Origin of the sequence: Pelotalea chapellei (genome assembly GCF_018531195.1) — a bacterium.
In the GTDB taxonomy this organism is placed as follows: Bacteria; Desulfobacterota; Desulfuromonadia; order Geobacterales; family Pseudopelobacteraceae; genus Pelotalea; species Pelotalea chapellei.
In genome coordinates this window covers 136,880-163,473 of record NZ_JAHDYS010000005.1, presented here as the reverse complement: position 1 = coordinate 163,473, position 26,594 = coordinate 136,880, and the positions used below count along the sequence as shown (strand labels likewise).

Here is a 26,594-nt window from a genome sequence, read left to right as displayed (position 1 = left end):
TACCTCTCAATTAGCGCTCCCAAATTTCCTTCTTATCCTTGCCCAGGTAGGCCCGCTTCACCTCGGCATTTTCCATCAGCTCGTTGCTGGGCCCTTCCAGGATCACCTTGCCGGTCTCCAGAACATAGCCTCGATCAGCCAGCTTAAGGGCGGCCTTTGCATTCTGCTCCACAAGCAGGATCGTAGTTCCCTGTTCCTGGCGCAGCCGTGCAAGCACTTTGAAAATCTCCTGCACAACAAGCGGCGCCAGTCCCATGGAGGGTTCATCCAGCAGCAGCATTTTCGGCTTTGCCATAAGAGCCCTGCCGATGGCCAGCATCTGCTGTTCCCCCCCTGACATGGTGCCTGCCAACTGCCTGCGACGTTCCTCAAGGCGCGGGAACAGTGAGAAAATCTGCTGCATGTCCTGGTGGATGGCACTCTTTCCTTCGCCGCTGCGATAACGCAGATAGGCACCCAGCTCCAGGTTATCCTCAACTGACAGTGGTTTGAATACCTGTCGTCCCTCTGGTACCTGGGAGATACCCAGCTTAACGATTCTGTCTGGCATCAGGGCTGTAATCTGCTCTTTGCCGAAAAGAATCTCGCCACCTGCTGCCGGTGTTACACCGGAAATGGTATTCAGAATGGTAGTCTTGCCAGCCCCGTTTGCACCGACCAGAGTAACAATCTCCCCTTCGTCCAGATGCAGGGAAACATTCTTGAGAGCGTGGACCTTGCCGTAATAGGTATTTATATTTTTGAGTCGTAGCATGGGCTTGGTTACTCATCTCCCAGGTAGGCGGCAACAACGTCGCCGTTTTCCTGTATCTCACGCGGTGTGCCCTCGGCCAGTTTGCTGCCCAGATTCAGGACCACGATTCGGTCGCAGATATCCATGACAAGTTCCATGTCATGCTCAACCAGCACGACCGTGATACCCATGTCGCGTATCTTTTTAATCACATCAGCCAGGCCAAGTGTCTCCTGGCTGTTGAGACCAGCAGCAGGTTCGTCCATCAGGATGATTTTCGGATCTGCAGCAAGAGCGCGGGCAATTTCAAGCATGCGCCCCTTACCGAATGGAAGGTTTCCGGCGACGGTTCCAGCCAGGTCGCTGATCTCCGCAAATTCAAGCCAGCGCATGGCGTTATCCCGTATGCGGGCCTCCTCCTTGAACGTCCAGGGCATTTTCAGAGAACAGGCCAGAAGACCGCTGGAGCTCTTGGTGTGCATGCCCACCATCACGTTTTCAAGAACAGTCATGCTGCTGAATAGCTCGATGTTTTGAAAGGTACGCACCATCCCGAGAGGAGCAAGCCGCTCCGGGGGCAAACCCGAAATGTTCCTGCCTTCCAGAACCACGGTACCCGAAGTCTGGGTATAGATTCCGGAGATGATGTTGAAAAGTGTCGTCTTGCCTGCTCCGTTAGGGCCGATCACGCCGGTGATGCTTTCCTTGGCAATGGAAAAGGAAACATCCTTCAGGGCGGTAACTCCACCGAATATCTGAGTGATGCCGGAAACTTCAAGCATTGCCGGCACCTCCCTTCAATCGTACAAGCTTCCGTACCGCATCAGGCACGCTGCGCACCAGACCGCCCGGCATGAACATGACCATCACCATAAGAAGTCCCCCGTATATGATGATGTCATAGTCATGGGCTGCTCGCAGGAATTCGGGCAGCAGGGTCAGCAGGGCAGCACCGAGAAAAGAGCCATAGATGCTTCCAAGTCCGCCGATAACTACCATAGTCAACAGTTCGACGGAAAAGTTGAATCCAAAGGAGGCGGGTGAAATGAAAGTCATGGTATGGGCATACAGACAACCAGCCAGGGCTGAAATGACTGCAGACAGGGCGAAAATACGGACTTTCAGCTCGCGAGCATTAACGCCGACTACACGGGCAGCTATCTCTGAATCATGAATCGCCCGCAATGCACGCCCTACTCGCGAATTCGCCAGGTTAAGGGAAAAAAGGCATACCCCCAGGGTGAAGGCCCAGACCAGATAATAGCTTTTGACGTCACTGTCAAAGCTCGTCGAACCGATGGAGAGAGCAGGTATGCCTGAAAGCCCTGAGGGGCCACCGGTGTAATCGACAGATTCGTTGAAAACGATGTAGATGATGATCCCCATTCCCAGGGTGGCCATGGCAAGGTAGTGACCTTTGAGTTTGAGTATCGGAAATCCGATCAGGTAGGCCAATAGCCCGACCAGACCGGCAGCCAGAGGCATGACCAGCCAGGGATTCAGGCCGTGGGTTGCGGTGAGGATGCCGGAGAGGTAGGCACCCAGACCGAAAAAGCCTGCATGCCCCAGTGAAATCTGGCCGCAATAGCCTAAAAGCAGATTAAGGGCAATGGCAAGCATGGTATTGATGCCCACGAACACAAGAACGTTCATCAGGTAGCCCCCCTTGAACGCAAGCGGAGCAACGAGAATCAGGACGGTAAAGATCAAGAATTTGAATAGTTCTTTTTTCAAGCGGTCACACCCTCTCCGATTCCGCTTTTCCGAACAGGCCCTGAGGCCGTATGAAGAGGATCAGCAAAAGAATAATGAATGCAATGGCATCCTTGTAGCCGGAGGAAATCAGGCCGGCACCCAGGGATTCCAGAATACCCAGGATCAAGCCACCGATCACCGTAGCAATACCACTGCTCATACCGCCGATGATGGCGGCGCAAAAACCTTTCAGACCGAGCATGATACCCACGTCATAGCTGGTCATGGTCAAGGGCGCAACTATGATGCCTGCCATGGCCCCCATTGCGGAGGAGATCACGAAGGAGAACAGCACCATGCGGCGAACATCGATACCCACCAGTCCTGCAGCGCGGCTGTTATACGAACAGGCCCGCATGGCCTTGCCGCTGATGGTGTGGTAGAAAAAGAACTTATTCGCTCCGATTATTACCAGGGTGATGCCGAGAATCCATAGGTGCTGGGGCAGGATTGTAGCATTGGCGATGGTGATTGGTTCGTCGCCAGAGAAGGACGGCAGGGAATGGGTATCCTTGCCCCAGAGCAGCATGGAGAGACCGCGGATGAAGATGCTGCCGCCAATCGTGATAATCACCAGATTGATAGGTGTAGGCTTCCTGAGCGGGCGAATGGCTAGCCGCTCAAAGAGCATGCCTGCCAGAGTGCAGACTAGTACGGCACATGGTATCGCCGCCCAAAGCGGCAACTGCAGCAGTCCGATAAAAAACAGCGTCAGCATGCCCCCCAGCATGACAAATTCACCTTGAGCAAAATTGATGATTCCAGTGGAGTTGTAAATGATGGAGAAACCGATACCGATCAGGGCATAGATTGCACCGGTGGACAAACCTGAAAGCGCGAATTGAAGAATCTGGTCTAACTGCATGGGACCTCATGGCAAAACAGGGCAATCAGTAAATAATCGGCTTTACCCATTAGTGGTAATATTACAAAAACCGGGCGAAGCAGGTATACCATGCTTCGCCCGTGTATCTTGACGTGAAGATGGACAGCTATTTTACAATGACCCAATCCTTGTTTCGCACTTCAACAAGCACGAAAGCATCTTTTCCAAGACCGGCATGATCATTGGCAGAGTAGGTAAAGGTTCCGCCGACGCCATGAAATTGCGTTGTCTTCTCAAGTTTCTCACGGATGGAGGCAGGGCTATCGCCGCCACGTTCAATGGCATTTTTGAGAAGCATAACAGCATCCCAGGCGTGACCACCGAAATGGTCTCCCTCTGCCTTGTAATGTTTCTGATAATCCTTCACGAATTCCAAAAGTGACTTCTTCTGGGAATCAGAATTGGGAAGCAGGTCCGCCACAAGCACCTTGCCTGAAGGGAGCCTGATCCCTTCAGCCGCGTCGCCTGCAAGCTGGATGAATTTCTTGGATGAAACACCATGGCTCATGTAAAGGGGGGTCTTGATGCCAAGCTGATGGGCATTTTTCGCAATGACAGCAGGGCCCGGATTGGTTCCCCAGCAGATGATGGCCTGGGCACGGGAGCCGCGGATCTTGGTAAGCTGGGCTGTCATATCCGTATCTTTGGGGCCATAGGTATCATCAGAGACAATGGTGATTCCGTACTTGCCAGCCTGGGCCTTGAGCTGCTCCCGTCCTGAGGCACCAAAGCCGTCCGAAACCGTGAGCAGTGCTACAACGGTCAACTTCTGTTTCTGGAGTTGTTCATAGATTCTGCCAACTGCAAGAGCATCGTTCTGGGCTGTCTTAAAGACCCATTTTTTTACAGGATCGGTGATTTTGCTTCCTGCCGAACAGGAGATCAGCGGAATGCGTTCCTTCTCCACAACCGGAATGACGGCCATACTTTCACCGGTGGTACTGGGTCCGATAATTGCCGAAACCTTATCATTCTTGATCAGTTTGGTGGCCAGTTGTACCGCCTTGGTGGCATCGCCGGCAGTATCATATACGACCAGTTCCAGTTTACGCCCTTTGACGCCACCTGCCCTATTTATTTCTTCGATCACCATCTTGGCCGTATTGCGCTCAGGTTCCCCCAGAAAAGCAGCCGGTCCGGTCACGGCAAACAACGCTCCTATCTTGATTGGTGCTGCTGCAAATGCTGAAACGGATGTCAGCATGGTAAAAGCAGTGAAAGTCAAAAAAAATCTTTTAAAGCTCATGGATACCCTCCGAACCTGAAATCGCTACTTCACCATTGACCAGTCACCATTGACGATTTTGACCATTTCAAAAGCAGACAGATCAAGCCCGTTATGATCCTGGGGAGACATGTTGAATACGCCGGAAACACTTACCAGTTTGTGGGTCTGTTCCAGGCCGTTGCGAATTTTTTCAGGAGAAGGACCTGAAGTCTTGATGGCGTTGGTTACCAGCAGGAACGCGTCATAGGCATAGCCGCCAAAAGTGGATGCTTCCACTCCAAAATGTTTGCGATACGCCTGATCATAATCCTTAAGCAGCTTTGCCTGTGGGTCAGCCTTTGGCAAGACATCATAGATGGCCAGTTTGCCGGCAGGCAGCATCACACCCTGTGCCGCTTCGGCACCGGCGAGCTCTATATATTTTTTGGAGGCAACGCCGTGGCTCATGTAGAGCGGAATCTTGATTCCAAGTTGTTTGACATTCTTGGTAATTACCGCAGGTCCGGGATTGGTGCCCCAGCAGATGATCGCATCCGGTCTGATACCACGGATCTTTGTCAGCTGGGCAGTCATGTCCGTATCTTTAGGGCCGTAAACCTCATCAGCCACTATTTTAAAACCTTTTTTAGCTGCCAGTGCCTTAATCTGCTCACGTCCCGAGGAACCAAATCCATCCGTTACCGTGAGCAGCGCGATGCTTTTCTGCTTGGATTTGGCCATCTGGTTGAGAATCTTTTCAGCAGCAATGTGGTCATTCGCGGGGGTTTTGAAAACCCATTTCTTTACCGGGTCAGTAATCTTAATGCCGGCTGCACAGGAAATCAGCGGTATCTGTTCTTTCTCAACAACAGGAATAACCGCCATGGACTCTCCGGTGGTACTTGGACCAACAATTACCGCCACCTTGTCATTCTTGATCAGCTTGGTTGCAAGCTGCACAGCCTTGGTTGCATCACCGCCGGTGTCGTAGATAACGGCCTCAAGCTTCATGCCGCTGATGCCGCCTTTGTCGTTGAGGTCCTTTACCAGCATTTCCAGTGTCTTTTTTTCAGGTTCACCAAGAAAAGAGGCGGGACCGGTCACGGCGAAAAGTCCGCCGATCTTGATTGTGCCCGCAGCCATGGCCGATGAAATCCACAGCAGACTGATGAATATCACGCTCATTACCAAAATATTTTTTTTCATTCCCCCTCCTTTTAGCGTAAAGCTGAATTACATGCCATACAGTCTTTCACCTTCAAGGATGTTGAAATTCCTTGCCTTGAGGGTGGTGATGGCCTTGTCGGTCTCATCGAAACGGAAGATGATGACAGCATTGCCGCCGCATCGCTCCACAAATGCATACATATACTCGACATTAATCAGATCGGAATCCAAAGCTTGCAGTATGGTAGAAAGCCCGCCAGGCTGATCAGGAACTTCCACGGCTACCACTTCGGTTTTGTTGACCGTGAAACCTTTATCCTTGAGAACACGCTTGGCTGTTTCAACGTCATTGACGATCAGGCGAAGAATACCGAAATCGGACGTATCAGCAAGCGACAGGGCGCGGATGTTGATACCTGCTTCACCGAGAATGCGGGTAATTTCCGCCAGACGGCCAGACTTGTTTTCTATAAATATGGATAGCTGTTCGACCTTCATGAGTACCTCCATTCTGACGTGCTGTGTCAGATTCGCTTTAAGATGCGGTCCCTACAGTTTCCTGTTATCAAATACTCTTTTTGCTTTACCTTCGCTGCGCTGGATGCTCTTCGGCTCAACCAGTTTTGCAGTGCAGGTAATACCAAGCATGTCCTTGATCTCTTTTTCAATCCTGCGGGACAGTTTCTGAAGCACTTTTATCTCGTCGGAGAAAAGCCGTTCATCAACCTCAACCTGAATTTCCAGGGTATCAAGATTATCCTTACGCTCAACAATCAGCAGATAATGCGGTTCGACTCCCTCGATGCCAACAAGGACAGATTCGATCTGGGAAGGGAAGACATTGACGCCGCGTATAATCAACATGTCGTCGGAACGTCCGCTCATGCGCATGATACGGGCATGGCTCCTGCCGCAAATGCATGGTTCAGTGGTGATGCTGGTAATATCGCGGGTGCGGTAGCGGATAAGGGGAATGCCCTGCTTCGTTATTGTGGTGATGACCAGTTCGCCCCGTTCACCCTCTTCAAGACGTTGACCTGTTTCGGGATCGATGATTTCCGCAATAAAGTGGTCTTCCCAGATATGGAGGCCTTTCTTGCCCTGGATGCATTCGATGGCAACGCCAGGTCCCATGATTTCAGAGAGTCCGTAAATATCTATGGCAGAGAGATTGAGCTTATCTTCTATTTCAGCACGCATGGCCTCTGACCATGGTTCGGCACCGAAAATACCGACCCGCAGTTTGAGGCTGCGGAAATCAATACCCTCCTCGTGGGCTGCTTCAGCCATAAAGAGCGAATAGGAGGGTGTGCAAGTCAGAACGGTGGAGCCGAAGTCCTGCATGATCATGATCTGTTTCTTGGTGTTGCCGCCGGACATGGGAATAACCGAGGCACCCAGGCGTTCGGCCCCGTAATGCGCACCGAGTCCGCCTGTAAAGAGGCCGTACCCGTAGGCGTTATGAATGATGTCACCTTTGTGAGCGCCTGCAGAGACAAAGGAACGCGCCATAAGTTCTGCCCAGACATCAATGTCTTTAGAAGTATATCCTACGACCGTAGGTTTGCCGGTGGTGCCGCTGGATGCGTGGATGCGGACGATTTCTTCCATTGGCGTGGCAAACAGGCCATAGGGATAGGAATCGCGCATATCCTGCTTTGTGGTGAAAGGAAACCGCTGCAAGTCCTCAAGGCCCTTGACATCACCAGGCTTTACACCGGCTTTATCAAAAGATGACTTGTAAAAAGGCACATTTGCATACACTCTTTCAAGTACGACCTGAAGCCTTTTGAGCTGTAATGCCGCCAGAGCCTGACGCGGGAGTGTTTCGAACTCTTCGTTGAAAAACATGGCCTGCTACCCTCTTGGAAGTAAATAGTATCAGGGATGGAACTACAGCGCGCGCCCCATTATGAATGCTTTCCTGTTAATTTCCAGCGCCTTTGCAGGCACCATTTTCTCCAAAGCCTTGATCCAGAATTCCTCGGCAACATCAAGTCGCTTAGAGACGGCCCCCAATAGAACTGTATTTGCCGCACGGGGATTGCCCGCCTCAGTAGCCAGTTTCTGGCCATCGACAAGCAGAAAATCAGGGAAACGATTTCTTATCTGATCAGCGAGACCATCCGGATAGGCCACCTGCCCCATCAGCACAGAGGGGGGCGGGATGCGCAGATCATTGACGATCACTGCACCCTCCGGTTTCAGCAGTGAGAGATAGCGGCTGGTTTCCATCAGTTCGAAACCAAAAAGAATATCTCCCTCTCCTTCGGGCACTATTGGTGAAAAAACCTCTTTGCCGTAGCGCACATGGGAAACGACGCTGCCGCCACGCTGGGACATGCCGTGGATCTCGCTCTTTTTGACATCAAACCCTGCCAGCATGAAGGTTTCAGAAAGGATCTCCGAGGCCAGCAGGATTCCCTGGCCGCCTACTCCAACCAGGAGGATGTTGGTTATCTGTTCGCTCATTTACTCCTCCTGATTGCATTGAATTTGCATAATTGGCTGCACACGTCACAGCCGGTACAGAGAAACGGATCGATATAGGCCTTGCCTTTTTTGCTCCCCTCTCCTTCAGGACGCCATTCAATTGCAGGACATCCGATCTTGAGACAGGCCCTGCAACCGGTACAGGTATCTTCACTGACCTCAAGGACGATCCCCTTTTCAAAGACACCTTCACGCTTGATCAGGACACAGGGCTTGTCGGTAATGATGACAGAAGGCTCCGGCCGGTTCATCTCCTCCTGGAGTATCCGGCGGGTTTCTTCCAGGTCAAACGGATTGATAACGCGGATATGCTTGACTCCCACCGCTTTGCAGAGCAGCGGCAGGTCGATTCGGTGTGACGGGTCATCCATCAGGGTATAGCCGGAAGCAGGATTGTCCTGACGTCCGGTCATGGCTGTGATGCTGTTGTCCAGGATGATCAAGGTCGCCGGAGACTGGTTGTAGACCATGTCCATCAGACCATTAATGCCTGTATGTAGGAATGTAGAATCGCCAATGACACCGACAACTTTTTTCTGTTCCTCGGAAGAAACCACTTTAGTTACACCGGTTGCCATGCCCACGGATGCGCCCATGCAGACACACGTATCCATTGCTGAAAGCGGCGGCATAAAACCAAGTGTATAGCAACCGATGTCGCCGGTGACGTACGCTTTAAGCTGATTGAGAGTATAAAAAACACCGCGATGGGGACATCCGGGGCACATGTTAGGTGGCCGGGGAGGCAGCTTCGCAGGGGATTCTTCAGGCTGAGCGACTGCAGGTGCAGTAGCAACACCGATGGAGGCAAAAGCCTTCTGAATTCTTTCGGGGGTGAGTTCGCCGCAGATTGACATGATCTGCTTGCCGATCACACTGATACCCATCGCTTTGATCTGCTCCTCAATGAAGGGGTCCAACTCTTCAACGACATAAAGTGCTTTAACCTTGGCAGCAAACTCTCGGATCAGGTCATGGGGCAAAGGGTGCACCATTCCAAGCTTGAGAATGGAAGCAGTGGGCAGAACTTCGCGCACATACTGATAACAGACGCCTGAGGTAATAATTCCAATGGCAGAATCACGCATTTCCAGACGATTAATCGCCATGGTAGCGCCATCCTTTGAAAGCTTTGAAATGCGCTCTTCAACCAGAGGATGACGGACCCGCGCATTACCTGGCAACATGACCAGCTTGGATGCGTTACGGATGAGACGGGGCTCGGGCAGACCTGTCACCGGCTCTTCAAGTTGCACTATGGATTTGCTGTGAGATATGCGGGTGGTGGAGCGGAGCAGGACCGGTGTGTCATACTGTTCGGAGAGTTCAAAGGCCAGACGGGTAAAGGCTTTGCACTCCTGGGAATTAGAAGGCTCCAGCATCGGAACTTTGGCAAACTTGGCGTAATTGCGGCTGTCCTGTTCATTCTGGGAAGAATGCATCTCGGGATCATCAGCAACAACAAGAACCAGGCCAGCGTTGACACCGGTGTAAGACAGGGTAAAGAGCGGGTCGGCAGCCACGTTGACACCAACATGCTTCATGGTGCAGAGGGCGCGTCCGCCACCGAAGGATGCACCAATGGCAACTTCCAGAGCTACTTTTTCGTTGGGAGCCCAGGAGGAGTTAATCTCATTATAATTGACTACGTTTTCAAGTATTTCCGTAGAAGGTGTACCAGGATAGGCACAAGCGACACGACAACCAGCCTCATAGGCACCACGGGCAATAGCTTCATTGCCTGACAAAATTTCTTTCATACAGCTTACCTGCTTGCATAGTGGAATGGTCCGGCTAAAGTCTTGGCACTATACTAAAACAGGAAGCAGATTGCAAACGTTTGCAACCATTGTTTTAATCTTGGGCTGGCCTGGGAGGCGGGTTTAAGGGCGCAGGAGAAAAGTTTGACAAGATCAAAAAATTAGAAAAACCTTCTGAACAGGGCCAGGCCGGCTAGATTTTAACCTCAACTTCAGAAGCTGACATTGGCGAAATCATCATTAACAATCAGCCCTTCCAACAAACCGTAATCACTGACCTTCATCGAATCCAACGCAAACATATCCATGGTAGCGAGCGTAACCATTGATCCGGCTATGATCAGATCTTCTCTTCCTTTTTCAAGTCCGGGGATTCTCAAACGTTCTTCAGGCGACATAGTCACCATTCGGTCAAAGATATCCTGTATCTGCTTACGGGATATGACCAGATTATTCACTTTGCGATAATCATAATGTTCCATCTTCAAGCTTATTGCAGCCAGAGTAGTGGCGGTACCTGCCGTACCGATCAGTACGGTACCCGACTTTATTGAGCAGTTTGAATTTTTCATCGATTCCCCAAGAGCCTGCAGTTCTCGGCGGATCTTGTCTTCCATGGCTGGCAGGTTCTTCTTCCCTTCGGTAAGCCGCACAACCCCCAGGGGCAGACTACTGATAAAGCGTGCCTCGCCATTATGTGCCAGGGTATATTCGGTACTGCCCCCCCCGATATCAAAGAGCAGGATATCTTCGTGGTTCTGGTCCAGGCCGGCCAGCACACCCTCCAGAGTCAGCAACCCTTCTGTTTTTCCATCAATTACGATCAGCTCGATACCGGTCTCCTGAAGCACGCTTTCCCTGAAGCAGGCACCATTCTCTGCGTCTCGAATCGCACTGGTCGCCACGGCCCTTACCTCTGTAACAGAGTTGGATTCAATTATTGAGGCAAACCTCTTCAGACATGCCATACCTCGTTCAATAGCCTCTGGTGACAAGCCGGAACCGGAGCTGAATCCGCCCCCCATCCGCACTATTTCCCTTTCTAGGCAGATATGGTTGAATCCCCCCTCCGAAGGACGGTCGGCAATCAGCAGTCGCGCAGTGTTGGTTCCAAAATCTATAGCAGCAATCCGGTTTTTCATTTGTTCTGCTTTCTCCCCTGCACCGTTATAATATTCCAGCACAATTCAGCTATACGCACAAAGGCTGCGGTGAATTCGTTAAACAGCATGGCAGCCCTGGGTGGGCAGACTCCCGAGCTGATTCTCTCAAAATGATGCTGTTTGATTTCATCAAACAGCAGTCGCGCCGCCTGTTTCCGTTCGCGAAATTCCGTATCATCCGGAGTCCTTACCTGCTTGATACTATCCTCAGTGAGAACTACGTTCTTTTTCACTTCCGCAGCCAGTCGACGCAAGTCATTCATGGCTTCATCGGAAAAAAAGATGTTGCCCTCCTTGCGATCAACGATGCAATTAAGAACATTTTCGGTGCTATCACCCATATGTTCAAAATCTGTTACCGTCTGAAGCATGCCTGGAATTTCAAAACTGATTCCGGGATTTGACGTTGTACGGGCCAGGGCTGCCAGGAAAGAGGTGATTTCATGATTCAATGAATCGAGTACCTGCTCGTGCTGCCTGATCGTCACGGCCCGGCGGGCATCAAAGTCAAAGAGCATTTCTTGTGTTTCGGCAAACATAGAAGATGTAATGGAGGCCATTCTGATGATTTCTTTGCGGACCTGCTCTATGGCAAGAGTTGGCGTATTGAGAATGCGCATATCAAGGTACCGCGCGCTTGGCTGGGGGTTTACATCCTCGCTCTGCCTGAATCCGGCTCCTGCGCGCCGGGCAATAAATCCCACCAGTGTGATGACCAGCAGAGCGACCATTAGAGAAGCACTGGTATGCACCCATGCCAGGTGTTCGAAAAGCAGCCGCCCCATAGAAACCCCTCGGACTGCTGCGACCGGAAATCTGTCATCTATGAGATCCAGCAGCTGAGGCACAAGCGACACAAGTACCAGCGTCGAACAGAGGGTGATCATAAAAAAGGATGCTGCTATTCGACGGGCGACGGAGGTGCCGCCTATGGATGCCAACCCGCCTATTACAGCCACCCCTACTATTCCACCAAGCATCATTGCACTTGCAGTCACCGTAGTCATGTCGTGGCTCACAACCAGTGAACAGATTGCTGTAGCAGAAGAGAGTGTCGACTGCACGAATGAGGTGAGCATGCCGCCGAAGACCATTGCCAGAAGAGGGTTTGAAAAGAAAATTTCACTGAAGACGCTGTAAAAAGGCTGGCTGACCGATGATCTGAAGCAAGTTTCCAAAAGGGTGAGTCCCAGGAAAAGCAGGCCTGAACCCAAGAGGAGATTACCGGCATTGGCAAGCTTGCGCCGGTGGGCAAAGTATTTGAGAATTACACCTAGAAAAAGAAGTGGCGTCGCAAGCAGGCTGTAAGGAATCCATGTAAGGTGCAGCGTAAGTGAGGCGCCGATCAGTATCCCGGCCAATACACTTAATGCCTGAAATAGATTCAGTATTCCTGCATTTGCCAGGCCTATGGAAAAAACTGCCGCTGCATTGGCGGAATTAAGCGTCATTGAAAGTGCCATACCAAAAAGCATGGCATAAAAACGATTTGAAGTGAAAACGGCAAAAACGTTTCGGATGCGGTCATCAGCAACTGTTCGAATGCCGTCGGACATGAGGCGCATGCCGAGCAGAAACAGGCCGATACCACCCAAAACGCTCTCTGTAAGACTGAGAGGCATGGGAATGTGTACTCCTGTTATTATTTTAGAACAGTAAAAGGGAAAATAAAGTCAGCGGGAAGCGACCTGGATGAATTCTTGCGATACACATGCAGCTTTACCTGCTGATGGTTGGCAAGATCAATCTTAAAGAAGAGAAGACCTTCAACTGACATGCCGGGAATAACGGAGGTTGCGGGCAGGGATTTACTGAGCAGATCCTGTGGATACAACTCATAGTAGTAAGGCAATGAGGAATTGAATCGGTTATAGAAGCTGGTTTTCTGAAAATCCTCAAGATAGTAAAAACCAACGTAAGGGTACGGCATCAGATAATAAGAATCCTTTTTCAAAATATCCTTCAACCGTTCCGGAGTCAGCTGCTCGTACTGCAACCCGCGCTCATCGGTAAGTACAAAGGAACTGTCTGAAAAAAGCACCTCATTGGAGGAGTTGTTTTTAATGCTCACATTAAAGGAAGAGACAGTTTGCTCAAGATTGTAGGCATTGATACCGGAGTCGGCGAGGCGAGCCTTTATTTCCAGGTCATTTCGTACAATAGTCTGGGAATTATCGGCACCATTGATGGTACCGCCTTCCACCTGCTGAGGAACGATTTTAATTGAAGAACAGGCAGCGACCAGAAATGGCAACAGTATGATCAAAAGAGATTTTCTCATGTTCTTGTATCCTTCCGGCGGAATACGCCTATTCAATGTGGGCCATGACCGATTCAGCTTTCATACGATCAAGCTCCCGGTAGGATGGTGATAACACAGAAAAGGTAAGTGCAGAAGCATTTCCGTCTGTTTTTGAATGTGCCGATAGCCATAGTTCAACATGAAGTTTATGGTGTTCACGCAGGTATTTTTCAACCTGAGCTGCGATGGTGAAAGCCCGTGAAAGATCGTTTTCCCTGTCTATTTTTCCATTGTAGTGACATTCGAGCAGTATGACCTGTTCCTGCGAAAGTTTTTTTAGTTCAGGAACCAGACGATCAACACGTTGATATACATTTCCTGTTACACCTGCCGTTGGTACCGGAATAATGCCTACCTTCGTGAGGTATTCTGATAAGTCACTATCACCTGCAGCCACTTCTCTGCTGCTTGTCAGTGCCAGAAACAGCAGGATTCCAGATATGAGATTAGCCAACCTCATTGGCCATCCTTGTTAACCAGCAGCATAACTTCGGTCCTGCGATTCTTTTTTCTACCCTCTGCACTATTGTTATCGGCAAGTGCAGCTGATTTGCCGAAACCTTTGATAAAGACGCGCAAGGGGTCAAGACCTTCGTGGCTGATCAGATAAGTGGCAACGGCTATAGAGCGTTTCAAGGAAAGATCCATGTTGTAGGAAACGGAACCAATACCATCAGTATGTCCATCAATTTTTAAATAATGCCATTTCTTGTCTTTTCTGATTTGATCGGCAACTTCGGAGAGCATTTTTTTCCCCTCCGCGGATAATGTCCATTGATCAAAATCAAAGGTCACATCGGGAAACCTGAATTTCCGGTACACAGCCATTTTTCCAGGAAGAACAACTTCATCCGGAACCATAACCTCTGTTCCCTTGACGTCTACACCATACAAAGGGGTGATGCCTCTAATTCTGTTCAGGGTGTATTCAACGGCACTTGCCTCGAGATCCTTGGTGCTGCGACTTGGAAGCAGAGTTATTTCCTCTTCTCTAGTTTTACCTGGAACTTCTACCGGAATAACTGGAGAGGTAAGATTGGATGAGGCTTGCTGAGGTGCAATGGTGACCTGTCCATACGGCTTGACGTAAACTTCCTCACCATCACCGTCCATTTCAACTTCCAATCTGTTTGCCGGTGATGCCAGGGGGGCAGAAGCTTTGAGGAGCAATGTGGAAATAGGAATAATCTTGAGCGGTTTTACCAGATCCTTGGCAGGACCTTTCTGGACAAATTTTCTACCTACAGACGGAATTGGCTGGACATATGATCCTACACCCTGGCATGAGCTTAATCCGGCGATAAGACGAAAATCAGGATCATTCTTGCCAAGTCCGGTACCAGCGGATACATTAAATGTAAAGTGAGGCGACAAAAAGTACTGCAGCCCCAACGATGCTTCGGCACTCAGTTCTGATGAGGGATAACTGCTGGTGCTGCCAACAATTTCACCAAGAAGTTTCGTCCTCGAAAACAGCAGATACTCAATACCAGCTCCAAAAAGAAATCCATTATCACGTGATAATCCGGGAAGGGAGCCGGGAAAAAGGTATCCCGCATACATGTGTATCCCAAGTTGGTTTTTTGAATAAGAAGCAATGACTTTTGCTGAGAGATCGGTGGTTCCGTCAACAGAGAGATTTTCGGAGATATGGCGTTGAGCAAGAAAATCGGCAGCCACCTTGAAGAAAGAATCACGACTGCCTAGAAAACGCAGTTTCGTACCGAGATCCAGAGTTCCCTTGCCCGATGCGTCCTCGTTATCATTAAAAAGGATATTGGGATAAGCTCCATATATTTCCCAGAAAGAGCCGATACCGAGGGTAATGCTTACTGGTGCGATTAATGCGCTCTTCTTGGCTTGGTTGCTATTTTCGCTAAGATCGGTCCAGACGCCAATACAAACGTTACCTGCATCAAGAGTATCTGCAGAGGGAACAGAAATGAGTCCGGTCGATCCATTTTGACCAGGATTAGCAAATGCAGAGGTAGCCGTGGATATGAAAATTGCTATTAAGATAGCAAAAAAATTTTTCATAGGGTGATAGGGGTGTGCCTTTCCTTGAATGACCTTTACTGGCAACAACTGAGGGATGTTCATTCTGCAGGTGCAGAATCCGATCACCCATGGAGATAATTACTAGCCGATAACCATTTCTCGTAACTCTTTGCCTACTTTGAAAAACGGAAGTTTTTTGGGACGCACGGTGATTGGTTCACCTGTTTTGGGATTCCTGCCAGTGTATGTTTCGTAGCTCTTGATCACAAAACTGCCCAAACCGCGAATTTCGATGCGATCACCCTCGATCATCGCCTCGGTCATGGAATTAAAAATCAGATTGACTATCTCTTCAGCACGCCTGTTGGAGATATCCCTTTTGACTGCCAGATGTTCGATGAGCTCAGATCTATTCATATTTCCTCCCGAGTGAAACTGCAAATTTTTCAATGGATTGGCATTATCAGTGACAACACCCTCCAAGATATTTCTTAAAAACCAGAGCAGCCTCCTGATGACGGCCGCTTTCAAGCAGAATGTGATGAAGCCTTTCTGCGGCAGGCTTGGCAACAGGTGATTGCAACAATCCTGCAAAAATATCCATTGCTCCTGCAGCATCTCCGGCCATCATGCACACCTCACCCCGCAGCAGGTGCGTCTGTTCAGGAATCATGGTCCGGGCAATCATTTGATCAAGCCGGACTGCAGCTTCATCAAGTCGTCCTGCATCCATATAAAGAAGAGCAAGTCCTAGGTGAGCAAGAGAATTTGCTTCTTCAAGGCGGATGGCGTCAAGAAAACATGTTTCTGCTTGTTCTACCTTGCCAATCCGGTACAACACTTTCCCTTTTTCATACTGATAAATGTCACTGAAATCCTTTTTATACCACTCATCAAGCAGCGCTAAAGCCTTGTCATGTTCATCCCGGCTTGAAGCAATATAAAAATATGCAAATTCCTCTCCTAATCCTTTGTAACGCTTATACATTTCAGCAGGCAGCTGCCGAATGAGCAAATCGTAGTAGTCCAGGAGATCCATATCAGGCTCTTCAAGAACTGCATCAGAAGAGGCTTCATGCCCTTTTGACGAACAGGAACCACAGCCACCTGATGGTACGTGATTTACCTTCTCTGTACCGGCATTTTCCGTGACAGATTCCAGCAGCTTGTCCGCCTTTTCCCGTAAAACTGTGTCATTTGTCAGTGTTTTTGCAAGTTCAAGATGTTCCAGCGCTTTCTTCAGCAAGCCCTGTCTGATTGCACCTTCGGCTTCACAGATGTTTAGAGACGACAGCTCACGATTGGCAAGGGCTATTTTGGCGGCAAATTCAATGGCAACTTCATCGTTTGCGCCATGAGCATCATTTTCCAGGTGGCGCCGCAACCCTTCTTCAAGAGTTGTGCGGGCATCGAAAAAACGTTCGGCAGCCAAAAGATTGGCTCCTTTGGCCAAATAATCTTCGGTATTCTTTGAAAATAGACGCGATAGAAATTTCACTGATTTACCTCGTTTTTATATACGTTCGAGCAGAGTCACACTCTCGATATGGTAGGTTTGTGGAAACATATCCACCGGCACACTGACGCATACCTGATATCCATTTCCCCCAAGCAGGCCGCAATCCCGAGCCAGAGTAGAAGGATCACAGGAGATGTAAATGATTTTGGCGGGCCGCAGACGACTAATTTCCTTTACCGTCTCCACAGCACCACTACGAGGAGGGTCAATTATGATCGTATCAAAAGAACGGCCTTCATCAGCAAGCCGTTTGGTTGCTTTGGAAGCATCGGAACACACAAAGTGCGTGTTGTTTAGCCCATTACGACGAGTATTGTCAACAGCAGCGGCAATGGACTCAGCAGATTCTTCAATGCCGGTTACATTGGCAACTTCACGTGCGATGGGCAAAGAAAAATTACCATTGCCACAATACAAATCGAGAACCTGCTCTTTCCCGGTAAAGTGTGCCAGAGATCTGACAAGATCAAGCATGGCACGATTCTGTAACGCGTTCACCTGGGAAAATGAACCTGGACGGAATCCCAGGCTGAATTCATCGCCGGCACCTGTGGGCAGATGATAGATCAGCTGGTCATCACCGTACACCTTATGCAGGTTGGATTTACGCCCGGTCTGCAGGTACAGGCCTGTCAATGGTTTCAGTCGGTCCTGATGCTGCAGGAAAAAAGAAGCAGCACGGTCACGCTCCTCTCCAACATAATGTACGATGGCAACAATTCCTTGCTCTGCACCTTCTATATTAATCTGTAGCAGGTTCTCCTGATCGGGAAATACAGCCAGTACAGAGCGCAGACTCACCAGTGATTCATTAATGGCTGGCGCGGCAATGGGACAACCTTGCGGTGCATCGACAACGGAGTGGGAATTATGGCGAAAGAAACCAATTTCAAGCTTATCCGCTGGCTTATAAAGCTTAAACTGGACTCTGCTGCGATATCCATACTGCAGTTGCGATGCAACCATCTGCCTGATTCGATCACCGCCTACCCGTGCTCCCCTCCAGAGTGCGTCGGCAAGAATCTGGCGCTTGGACTCTTTTTGCTGCTCATACCGGATGTGTTGCCAATCACAGCCGCCGCAGGTGCCGAACAACGGACAAACCGGATCTGTACGTTGAGAGGAAGGTGTCAGGATTTTAGAGATCGAACCGGTGAGGTAGGAGCGTTTTTCAGAGACAATAGAAACAGACAGTTCGTCCCCAGGGCAACTATACGGAACAAAACAAACCTTGCCATCAATACGCCCGATTCCACTCCCTCCGAAAGCAAGTTTGTCTATGGTAACAGGTGCATCAGCCATGGTTATAGATTCTCTTAGGTCTCGCGGATTTAACGTGTTTGACGTATTCGGCAAGTACAAATCGTCGGGGAAAGTCCGGTCTAGAAAGATACACAAGCATGTTTTTCTCGTACATTTCCAGCAATTTCAGACGTACAGCTTCAATTTCTGCTTCAGGTACAGCCATTTTTTCAAGTGTACGTCTGAAAAAGACCGAAGTGCCCAGGTGCTGACAGGCCTGTTCGAAAGCAAGCTGATTTTCGAACCAGCTTTCATCCAAACAGATTTCTGCCTGTACATCAAGGCGGACATGATAATAGCCGCCGAAGTAATGGCGGGTGATATCCCGAACTTCAGCTTTGACACCACCAGACAGAACGTGGTGACGAACAACATTATGCATCATTTGAACTCACCCGATTCAAGCAGTTTCACAAGATCAACCAGCTTACCTACCACCAGATCCTCAAGCAAGGCACCTTTTTCTGCAGAAGCCTTGCCAGGATCGCCCCAGACGCCGCCAGGCCAGAAACGCCGTTTATTTCGCACCAATATACCTGGTGGAAAAGAGGGGAATTCGCAGGGAGCACTTCCCTTTACCAGGTGTGGATGGCTATGCAGAATACGAGAAGTCTCAATCTCGCCGGCATGGGAATCGCCTGCTGTCTCGACCAACCCTCTCCCAGCTGCACGGGCCAGATCAAGCTCAGTCACCACTGCAATTTCAATGTCCATCAGCTCGGTGATGAGTTCTTCACCAGCATCCTGCAGCGCCATGCAATGGGCTCCGCCTGCATGACCGGACAAGGCGATGAAATTGCGCATACCCTGGTTGCGAAGCGAACGCACGATATCCTTGAAGAGCATTCTCAAAGTAGTTGTGGAAATCGAGATTGTTCCCGGATGGCAGAGCGTTGAGCGGCAATTGCCATAATGAACCGGTGGTGCGACGAACAACGGTATGATTCCGGCCGCCTTCCGGGCAACTTCAAAAGCCTCAAGGGTATCCGTAGAGAGCGGCAGGTGAGGACCATGTTCTTCAACCGAGCCAAAGGGAATCACCACGGTGCGGGAACAGGCCAGACCGGCTTCAAATTCCGTCATGGTCATTTCTTGAATGATCATGCAACCCCCAGCAGTTTATGCATCTGGGGAATAACCATCACATTCGGCAACCGGGCGGATGCTATGCCCTGAAGACGCAACAGAGCAACGGCAGTAATCCCCACGGTTCCACCTGCAAGGGTTACCGGTTGCAGAAACAGCGGGATATTCCGGTCAACAGAGGTTATGATGTCACACGCTTCCAGGATCTCATCCCGTGTCGACTCATTCCCTACAACCAGTTTTACTGATACATCGGTGCCTTGTGCAGTTTTAAGAAATAACCGGTGCAGACCCCAGAGATTGTCAGTACAGCCCGATGTGGAAGGAAGCTTCATATCCATGCTGATGTAATCCAGATGCTGAACAACCGTTTCAAGCGCAAGGTGCATGGTGCCGTTTGTTTCCAGATGAATCGGCAACTTATGCCGAAGCTCCGGAAGCCACTCCTTAAGCATATTGCTCGAGAGGAGCGGCTCGCCTCCGGTCAGGCTGATGGAATGGTGGGCATTTGGCAGCTGTTCTATCCAAGTAGCGCACTTTTCAAGAACTGCAGAGAGAGCGAGCGGTTGAGGGATGGAATCAAACGCATTAAACCCGGGACCAGTCTCCATACGGCATGTATCACACCTTTCAAAAGCGGTGTCACAATAGCTGCAATCCAGATTGCACTCAGTCAGCCGTATGAATATCTGCCGACGGCCGGCCAGCATTCCTTCGCCTTGGATGGAAGAAAACATTTCACTGACGTACAGCGGACTACTCATAGTAACAGGCAGATGCGTTATCGGATTCCCAGACCGTTACAGATTCAACCTTGATGTTGTCGTTATTGAAATGTTTCGACAGACGTTCGTACAGATAGCGGGAGATGTGTTCCGAAGAAGGTGACAGATCGCGGAAGGCCGGATTGTCATTGAGATATTTGTGATCGAGCTCGTTGATAATTACGCCCGCGTCACGCTTAAGCACTTTGAAATCTATTCCCAGCCCGGCTTTGTCTAGTTCATTGGCGACAACGGCTACGTCAACTTTCCAGTTGTGACCATGCAGATTTTCACAGTCCCCCTGGTAATTGATCAGATTATGTGCAGCAGCAAAGCTCGTGCGGATGGTTAGTCTATACATGCAGGACTCCTGAAACTGGAAGATATATGGAAATACGGTCTGTCGATACTACACAAAAAACAGGGCAACCACAAGTCGCAGTTGCCCTGAATCGAGATGAGAACGCTATACAGCAGAATTGCTTATTGTTGCGATATCTCCAGCGCCTGCTGAATATCGGAAATGATATCGTCAACATTTTCCAGACCAATCGAAAGGCGGATGAAATCTGCCGTAACACCAGATGCAATCTGTTCTTCTTCGGACAGCTGCTGATGCGTGGTTGAGGCAGGGTGAATCACCAGGGATTTTGCATCGCCGATGTTGGCCAGGTGAGACAGAAGCTTCACATTGTCGATGAACTTCGTTCCCGCTGTAAGCCCACCCTTGATGCCGAAACCAATAATGGCGCCCTCTCCTTTGGGGAGATATTTTTTAGCCCTGGCATTGTCCTGGTGACTGGCAAGCCCCGGATAGTTGACCCAGGTAACGGCAGGATGCTTTTCAAGCCATGCGGCAACGGTGCGCGCATTTTCAACATGGCGCGGCATGCGTACATGGAGAGTTTCCAGCCCTTGCAGGAACTGGAATGCATTGAATGGCGAGAGGCATGCCCCGGTGTCACGCAACAGGGTCACTCTCATCTTGAGAATGTAGGAAAGTCCGCCAAGGGCCTCCCAGTATTTCAACCCATGATAAGAGGGGTCCGGTTCGGTGAATTCAGGGAACTTGCCGTTATCCCAGGGGAATTTGCCGCCATCTACAACAGCGCCACCAATGCTGGTGCCATGTCCGCCGATAAATTTGGTCAACGAATAGACCACGATGTCTGCACCATGCTCGAGCGGTTTGAACAGAAAAGGGGTCGTGACTGTGTTGTCAACTACATAAGGGATGCCGGCTGCATGTGCTATGCGGCCTATTTCTTCAAAATCATCCACGTTGTTCTTGGGATTGCCGACCGATTCCGAATAAACCAGACGAGTACGCTCATCAATGGCAGCCCTGACGTTTTCGGGATCTGAGGAATCAACAAATTTAACCTGAATTCCAAGTCTTGGCAGGGTGTAATGAAACAGGTTGTAGGTTCCGCCATACAGATAATTGGTGGAAACGATGTTGTCCCCAGCCTGGGCAATATTAAGAACAGCATAGGTGATGGCGGCCTGACCCGATGCTACGGCCAGAGCACCTACACCGCCGTCCAGGGCAGCTAAACGCTGCTCCAGTACATCGGTGGTGGGATTCATGATGCGGGTGTAAATATTACCAAACTCTTTGAGACCAAAGAGATTGGCAGCATGTTCCGAGTTTTTGAAAACATAGGAACTGGTCTGATAAATGGGAACAGCACGGGAAAGGCTGGAGGGGTCAGGAGTGTGGCCTGCGTGAAGCAAGAGTGTCTCGATTGAATGTTTTTGTGAATCCATGATACCTCCCACATATGTTAGTAAATAATTGTGCTTAAGTACCTTTTACACCCAAACAAGTCAAGTAGATTGAAAAATTACCCAGTGTTTATATGAACAATCAAAAACTACATTGCTACAAAGTTCCCTGGGTAAATCAGATCGTGATTGTTGAGCCGGGATGCAAGGGCCTTTCATTCACAGGGGTGGTGAGAGTAGTGACAAACAGATAGAAGAAAAAGATCATGCCAAAAGCAATCAGCATGAACAAGGGCAGCACACGCACGCCGTCATCACGAGGTGTGGATGGAAGTATGAAACCAAGAGTGGCAAGCATTACTCCATATGCACCCATGGCAGCAGCCCAGAAAATACCGAGACTATAAATACGTTGTTCGGTGTGCATCGATAAAGAAAAAAAGTCAGCTATTCCTGCGTGGAAAAAACTTGCCACAATTATCAACAGCAAAGCTGCCAGCAGGATGCGCATCCCGCTGCGTATGGTGCGCTTACGCATCACTGCGCTCCATGCGAAACATCACGAACACCATGAGACATCCCCCAGACCTGCCCGCAATACCTGGGGCGTATCATCGACCAGACTGACAACCGAACTGACATCAGTGGCCAAGATACCGCCATCCACAATGATATCGAGCCTGCTGCCAAAAATATCTTCAATCACCCGGGGATCCCCAACCGGTTCTTCACCGGAAAGATTAGCACTGGTTGTTACAATAGGATTACCAAGAAGCTGAACGATATCGATGCAGATTTTATTATCGGGAATACGTATGCCAACGGTCTTTTGACGCGTAACCAGCAGGTCCGGCACATCGCGGGTAGCATCAAGAACAAAGGTATATGGCCCCGGCAGATATCGCTTGATTATCTTGAAAGCAACATTGCTCACCCGGCAATATTGAGCAATTTCCGAGATACTTGGACAGATGAACGAAAAGGGTTTCTTATGTTCACGTTGCTTCATCTGATAAATACGTTCAATGCCTTTTTTATTGAAGATAGAGCAGCCTATACCGTAAGTGGTATCAGTCGGATAGGCAATAATACCACCATCTCGCAGAGACTGTGCTACACGGGCAATGTATCTGGGCTGAGGGTGTTCCGGATGAATTTCAAGCAGCATAAGAGACCCTTTCTGGTAGTGGTTAACTTACACAGACTATAGCAAAACTTGCCTGCCTGTAAACATATTGTACACCTGCCGGTTGTACTAACCTACTCCTCCGCTATACTTTCTTAACGGTCAAGAAACAGATAGTCAGTACTTCAGTCACTATCCCTCCTCAGGATACACCCATGCAACTCCTCTCCCACCACCTCTGGATCGGCTTCATCGGCGGCCTTCTGGCATTCGCCCATTGCCTCGGCATGTGTAGTGGATTTGTAGTTCATCTGGCGCGGGAATCCGACAGGCGCCGCGTGATGCACCTGCATCTGCTCTGGCACGCTGGACGAATCACCATGTACATTTTCATGGGTGCAATTGTCGGCTACACCGGAGACCTAATTCAGAAAGTGATATTTGATTATAACCGCCTCCAGAATGTTTTAGGTTTCATCACAGGAACCTTCATCCTGGTGATGGGGATCAATCTGCTCGGTCTGCTGCCGGCAAAGATGAAACGAAGTAGCCTGACAGGCGGTTTGCTGGGAGACTTTTGCAGCACCCTGAAAAATTCCCCCTCAATGGGAGCAACCTTTTTTATGGGAATGCTCAATGGCTGTCTCCCCTGCCCTGTATTGCTTGCTTTCCTGGCCTATGCCCTTCAGACCGGATCTGTCCTAAGCGGCATGGCAACCATGGTCGCAGTGGGATGTGGAACCACGCTGCCGCTGCTGCTGGTTGGCATTGCCGGACGATGGGTACACCTGTGGAATTGGGGGAGCCGGGCTGGTGGTCTGATTCTGATCCTGCTCGGTATCAGCACCATACTCAGGGGCACCGGCTTCTATCATTCACTCCTGGGCTGCTCCCCTTCCGTGCCTGTCCATGTCCAGAGCCTGTCCAACCGTCACGAATGCCCCCACCCGACTCAGGTCAAAGATGTCCGTCACTAGGAAATCCCTTCATCGCCGCTGCACCCACTGCGGCCTGCCCATCCCCGGTGTGGCTGCCGCGAATCAGGAAACCCTCTTCTGCTGCCATGCATGTCGACTTGCTGCCATGATCGTAGGAAAGCAGCAAGAGCAGGGACCGGCCTCCTGCCACCTGTTGCGGCTCGGTTTTGGCACCCTCCTGGCAATGAACATCATGATGATATCCCTGCTCATGTATAGCGGCAGCATCGAGGAACACACTCTGCCGGCCTTCCGCATGGTACTTTTGGTGCTCTCCCTCTTGGCGCTGATAGTACTACTCCCTCCATTTATTAAAGGTTCCCTTCAGGAGATGAAGAGCTTTCATATCCTGATTGCCGGAGGTTCATTGACCGCATTTGGTGTCAGTGCCTTCAACACACTGAGCGGTACAGGAGAATTATTTTTTGATACCGCCACGATGCTTCCGGTTCTGGTTACCTTCGGCACATTCATCGAATCCAGCGCCAAAAGAAGGGCCAGCGATCTGCTGGAGAGTCTTGATTCCTTACTTCCGGCTTCAGCCAAACGCATTACTTGCTCTGGCTTGGAAGAGGTCACAACCGCCTTGCTTCAGCCAGGCGACATGATCAGAGTACATCCAGGAGAACGGATCCCGGTGGACGGCTGCATAATGGAAGGAAACACAACCATCGAAGAAGCGCCTTTTACCGGGGAATTTCTTCCCAGGTTGTGCGGGCCGGGAGACAATGTTATCGCCGGAACCGTCAACGGAACAGGCAGCCTGGTGGTAATCGCCCGACAGACTGGAGATGACCTGCTTTTGAACAACATTGCAGAAATGATTGACACTGCCTGGTGCAATCCTTCCACAGCAGAATGCATCGCCGAACGGGCAGCAAAACTGTTCATTCCGCTGGTACTGATCATTGCGGCAGGATCGCTGGTTGTCTGGGCAGCTGCCGGAGATCCGGCACAGGGATGCTTGAGCGCTCTGGCAGTGCTGGTGGTGGCCTGCCCTTGCACAATCGGGATTGCGACCCCGCTGGCAACCACCCTTTCCGTGGCCCGCGCGGCAAGAAGCGGAATCGTAGTCCGCGGAGGTCGCACCATGGAAACAGCAGGCACAATCGACCACATCTATTTCGACAAGACCGGAACCATTACCGCCGGCTGTCCTGTGATACTGGAAACAATAACAACCGACCCGGACGTCGAACCACTGGAATTGCTTGGCAGGTTGGCCGCACTGGAATCCGCAAGCGAACATGCATTGGCACGTGCCATACTAACCTTTACACGGGATCAAGGCATCGAGACCGGTACTGTTAGAGGTGTGCAGGTTCATCCCGGCAGAGGCATCAGCGGAATGGTGACCTGGCGGGGTAGGACCTGTGAAGTAACTGCTGGAACCAGTGACTTTGCCGGCACATGCAAACGTCCAGTCAAAGGTCCCTGGACAGTCATTGATGTAGTATGGGAGGGGAAAACCAGGGGACATGTCCTGTTGACAGACCGGATGCGTACCGATGCAGGTCAGACTGTCAAGGCGCTGCACAGCCAGAATATCACCAGCGCCATCCTCTCGGGTGATCGCTACCTTGCTGCGTTGGCAATGGCGGAACAGTGCGGAATTAAAAGGGTTGAAGCGCCGTGCCGTCCGGAGGAAAAACTGGCTGTCATTACAATGGCCATTGCTGCCGGGGAAAAGCTAGCCATGGTAGGTGACGGTATTAACGATGCTCCAGCACTTGCTGCTGCGGATGTGGGCATTGCTTTTGGGGCGGGAATGGAACTGGCCAGACAGGCGGGCAATGTAATTATGTTTTCAGATCAGCTGCAACAGATTCCATGGCTGATCGGTCTCAGCAGATATACCGGAAAAATCATCAAGCAGAATTTTGCCTGGAGCTTTCTTTACAATGCAATAGCCCTCGGGGCTGCTGCAGCAGGGCTGCTTCATCCTCTGCTGGCAGCAGTTGCCATGGTTGTTTCAAGTCTTACGGTGCTGGGCAATTCTTTGCGCGTGATGAATTTTCCCGAAATGGAGCCGGCATCGTTACCCCAGCTTTACTCAGCCAGCGCTTTGCCGGCGGAGAACGCCTGACCAAGCACTGGACCAACGCCATGATAGTTACGGTGGCTGGTATCGAAAATCAGCGGTTTGATCTTGCTGATGTCAGGCAGACCGTCTTCACCAAGCACATTTGCTTCAGCCTTCACATCCACTATTTCACCGACAAACAGGGTGTGCAAACCTATTTCAAGAGTGTGCAGCAGGCGGCACTCCAGGACAAAAGGGAATTCAGCAGCATAAGGGGCATCGACAAGTTCGCTTCTCACCGGAGTCAGACCGGCAACCTCAAACTTGCGCACACTGCGCCCCGAACTTATCCCGACATAATCCGCTTGCTTCAGATACTCTTCCGATGGAATACCAATGGTAAACGCCTTGCGCTCCATGATCGCGCCATAGGAGTAGGTTGCCTTGCGCAGGGAAACCGATATGCAGGGAGGTTGGGAACAACAGATACCACCCCAGGCCGCATTCATCAGATTGGGGACGCCCGCCTCGTCATAGGTACCCACCAGCAGGACTGGTGTCGGAAAAAGAAGGGTTCTGGCCCCTAAAGATTGTTTCATGGTATT

28 protein-coding genes are annotated in these 26,594 nt (G+C 50.3%); 2 read left to right on the top strand and 26 right to left on the bottom strand.

What is annotated here, in order from left to right; all coding sequences use genetic code 11:
- Positions 1 to 10 precede the first annotated feature (10 nt).
- The 25 genes from KJB30_RS07130 to KJB30_RS07010 all read right to left on the bottom strand — a co-directional run bounded on the left by KJB30_RS07130 (position 11) and on the right by KJB30_RS07010 (position 23,031).
- Complete coding sequence (locus tag KJB30_RS07130) at positions 11 to 754, bottom strand: ABC transporter ATP-binding protein (RefSeq protein WP_214297368.1); 744 nt, start codon at positions 752 to 754, stop codon at positions 11 to 13.
- Positions 755 to 762: 8 nt separating this feature from the next.
- The gene (locus tag KJB30_RS07125) at positions 763 to 1,515 is read right to left on the bottom strand and encodes an ABC transporter ATP-binding protein (protein WP_214297366.1); all 753 of its coding nucleotides are present in this window, start codon (positions 1,513 to 1,515) and stop codon (positions 763 to 765) included.
- Positions 1,508 to 2,467 (bottom strand): branched-chain amino acid ABC transporter permease, encoded by a 960-nt coding sequence (locus tag KJB30_RS07120; RefSeq protein WP_214297364.1) that lies wholly within the window; start codon positions 2,465 to 2,467, stop codon positions 1,508 to 1,510. The genes KJB30_RS07125 and KJB30_RS07120 overlap by 8 nt, the downstream gene beginning before the upstream one ends.
- Before the next feature lie 4 nt (positions 2,468 to 2,471).
- Positions 2,472 to 3,353, bottom strand: a complete 882-nt coding sequence (locus tag KJB30_RS07115) for a branched-chain amino acid ABC transporter permease (protein ID WP_214297362.1) — start codon at positions 3,351 to 3,353, stop codon at positions 2,472 to 2,474.
- 127 nt (positions 3,354 to 3,480) lie between these two features.
- A complete protein-coding gene (locus tag KJB30_RS07110) occupies positions 3,481 to 4,620 on the bottom strand; it encodes an ABC transporter substrate-binding protein (RefSeq protein ID WP_214297360.1) in 1,140 nt (379 codons plus the stop codon).
- A 24-nt stretch (positions 4,621 to 4,644) separates the two neighbouring features.
- A complete protein-coding gene (locus tag KJB30_RS07105) occupies positions 4,645 to 5,787 on the bottom strand; it encodes an ABC transporter substrate-binding protein (protein ID WP_214297359.1) in 1,143 nt (380 codons plus the stop codon).
- Between the two features lie 27 nt (positions 5,788 to 5,814).
- Complete coding sequence (locus KJB30_RS07100) at positions 5,815 to 6,246, bottom strand: ACT domain-containing protein (RefSeq protein WP_214297357.1); 432 nt, start codon at positions 6,244 to 6,246, stop codon at positions 5,815 to 5,817.
- Between the two features lie 51 nt (positions 6,247 to 6,297).
- Entirely contained in the window at positions 6,298 to 7,599 is a 1,302-nt protein-coding gene (locus tag KJB30_RS07095) for a phenylacetate--CoA ligase family protein (RefSeq protein WP_214297355.1), read from the bottom strand.
- A 42-nt stretch (positions 7,600 to 7,641) separates the two neighbouring features.
- On the bottom strand, positions 7,642 to 8,220 hold the full coding sequence (locus tag KJB30_RS07090) for an indolepyruvate oxidoreductase subunit beta (protein WP_214297353.1): 579 nt from the start codon (positions 8,218 to 8,220) through the stop codon (positions 7,642 to 7,644).
- Positions 8,217 to 10,001 carry an indolepyruvate ferredoxin oxidoreductase subunit alpha gene (gene iorA, locus KJB30_RS07085; RefSeq protein WP_214297351.1) on the bottom strand — a complete coding sequence of 595 codons (1,785 nt, stop codon included), beginning with the start codon at positions 9,999 to 10,001 and terminating at the stop codon, positions 8,217 to 8,219. The genes KJB30_RS07090 and iorA overlap by 4 nt, the downstream gene beginning before the upstream one ends.
- 212 nt (positions 10,002 to 10,213) lie before the next feature.
- Positions 10,214 to 11,143, bottom strand: a complete 930-nt coding sequence (locus tag KJB30_RS07080; protein WP_214297350.1) for a Ppx/GppA phosphatase family protein — start codon at positions 11,141 to 11,143, stop codon at positions 10,214 to 10,216.
- A complete protein-coding gene (locus KJB30_RS07075; protein ID WP_214297348.1) occupies positions 11,140 to 12,786 on the bottom strand; it encodes a Na/Pi cotransporter family protein in 1,647 nt (548 codons plus the stop codon). The genes KJB30_RS07080 and KJB30_RS07075 overlap by 4 nt, the downstream gene beginning before the upstream one ends.
- 20 nt (positions 12,787 to 12,806) lie before the next feature.
- A complete protein-coding gene (locus KJB30_RS07070) occupies positions 12,807 to 13,445 on the bottom strand; it encodes a putative periplasmic lipoprotein (RefSeq protein ID WP_214297346.1) in 639 nt (212 codons plus the stop codon).
- 28 nt (positions 13,446 to 13,473) lie between these two features.
- Positions 13,474 to 13,926, bottom strand: a complete 453-nt coding sequence (locus KJB30_RS07065) for a hypothetical protein (protein WP_214297344.1) — start codon at positions 13,924 to 13,926, stop codon at positions 13,474 to 13,476.
- Positions 13,923 to 15,503, bottom strand: coding sequence for an OmpA family protein (locus KJB30_RS07060; RefSeq protein ID WP_214297342.1), 1,581 nt, complete (start codon positions 15,501 to 15,503; stop codon positions 13,923 to 13,925). The genes KJB30_RS07065 and KJB30_RS07060 overlap by 4 nt, the downstream gene beginning before the upstream one ends.
- A 102-nt stretch (positions 15,504 to 15,605) precedes the next feature.
- Positions 15,606 to 15,881 carry an HU family DNA-binding protein gene (locus tag KJB30_RS07055; RefSeq protein WP_214297340.1) on the bottom strand — a complete coding sequence of 92 codons (276 nt, stop codon included), beginning with the start codon at positions 15,879 to 15,881 and terminating at the stop codon, positions 15,606 to 15,608.
- Between the two features lie 46 nt (positions 15,882 to 15,927).
- Positions 15,928 to 16,962, bottom strand: coding sequence for a tetratricopeptide repeat protein (locus KJB30_RS18425; protein ID WP_214297338.1), 1,035 nt, complete (start codon positions 16,960 to 16,962; stop codon positions 15,928 to 15,930).
- A 15-nt stretch (positions 16,963 to 16,977) separates the two neighbouring features.
- The gene (gene rlmD / locus KJB30_RS07045; protein ID WP_214297336.1) at positions 16,978 to 18,285 is read right to left on the bottom strand and encodes a 23S rRNA (uracil(1939)-C(5))-methyltransferase RlmD; all 1,308 of its coding nucleotides are present in this window, start codon (positions 18,283 to 18,285) and stop codon (positions 16,978 to 16,980) included.
- A complete protein-coding gene (locus KJB30_RS07040) occupies positions 18,278 to 18,670 on the bottom strand; it encodes a hypothetical protein (RefSeq protein ID WP_214297334.1) in 393 nt (130 codons plus the stop codon). The genes rlmD and KJB30_RS07040 overlap by 8 nt, the downstream gene beginning before the upstream one ends.
- Positions 18,667 to 19,389, bottom strand: a complete 723-nt coding sequence (locus KJB30_RS07035) for a creatininase family protein (protein ID WP_214297332.1) — start codon at positions 19,387 to 19,389, stop codon at positions 18,667 to 18,669. Before KJB30_RS07035 ends, KJB30_RS07040 begins: the two co-directional genes overlap by 4 nt.
- The gene (locus KJB30_RS07030; RefSeq protein ID WP_214297330.1) at positions 19,386 to 20,135 is read right to left on the bottom strand and encodes a 7-carboxy-7-deazaguanine synthase QueE; all 750 of its coding nucleotides are present in this window, start codon (positions 20,133 to 20,135) and stop codon (positions 19,386 to 19,388) included. The genes KJB30_RS07035 and KJB30_RS07030 overlap by 4 nt, the downstream gene beginning before the upstream one ends.
- Positions 20,128 to 20,496, bottom strand: a complete 369-nt coding sequence (gene queD / locus KJB30_RS07025; protein ID WP_214297328.1) for a 6-carboxytetrahydropterin synthase QueD — start codon at positions 20,494 to 20,496, stop codon at positions 20,128 to 20,130. Before queD ends, KJB30_RS07030 begins: the two co-directional genes overlap by 8 nt.
- Positions 20,497 to 20,618: 122 nt before the next feature.
- Positions 20,619 to 21,905 carry an O-acetylhomoserine aminocarboxypropyltransferase/cysteine synthase family protein gene (locus KJB30_RS07020; RefSeq protein ID WP_214297326.1) on the bottom strand — a complete coding sequence of 429 codons (1,287 nt, stop codon included), beginning with the start codon at positions 21,903 to 21,905 and terminating at the stop codon, positions 20,619 to 20,621.
- 136 nt (positions 21,906 to 22,041) lie between these two features.
- Positions 22,042 to 22,401: a hypothetical protein gene (locus KJB30_RS07015; protein WP_214297324.1), complete on the bottom strand. Its 360-nt coding sequence runs from the start codon at positions 22,399 to 22,401 to the stop codon at positions 22,042 to 22,044.
- Between the two features lie 21 nt (positions 22,402 to 22,422).
- A complete protein-coding gene (locus KJB30_RS07010; protein ID WP_214297322.1) occupies positions 22,423 to 23,031 on the bottom strand; it encodes an L-threonylcarbamoyladenylate synthase in 609 nt (202 codons plus the stop codon).
- A 173-nt stretch (positions 23,032 to 23,204) separates the two neighbouring features.
- On the opposite strand from KJB30_RS07010, the gene KJB30_RS07005 reads away from it, so the two are divergent.
- Positions 23,205 to 23,966 (top strand): sulfite exporter TauE/SafE family protein, encoded by a 762-nt coding sequence (locus KJB30_RS07005; protein WP_214297320.1) that lies wholly within the window; start codon positions 23,205 to 23,207, stop codon positions 23,964 to 23,966.
- Complete coding sequence (locus KJB30_RS07000) at positions 23,953 to 26,052, top strand: heavy metal translocating P-type ATPase (protein WP_214297318.1); 2,100 nt, start codon at positions 23,953 to 23,955, stop codon at positions 26,050 to 26,052. The genes KJB30_RS07005 and KJB30_RS07000 overlap by 14 nt, the downstream gene beginning before the upstream one ends.
- On the opposite strand, the gene KJB30_RS06995 is transcribed toward KJB30_RS07000, so the two are convergent.
- The gene (locus KJB30_RS06995) at positions 26,016 to 26,588 is read right to left on the bottom strand and encodes a flavin reductase family protein (protein ID WP_214297316.1); all 573 of its coding nucleotides are present in this window, start codon (positions 26,586 to 26,588) and stop codon (positions 26,016 to 26,018) included. The two genes, KJB30_RS07000 and KJB30_RS06995, sit on opposite strands and share 37 nt — an antisense overlap.
- Positions 26,589 to 26,594 lie beyond the last annotated feature (6 nt).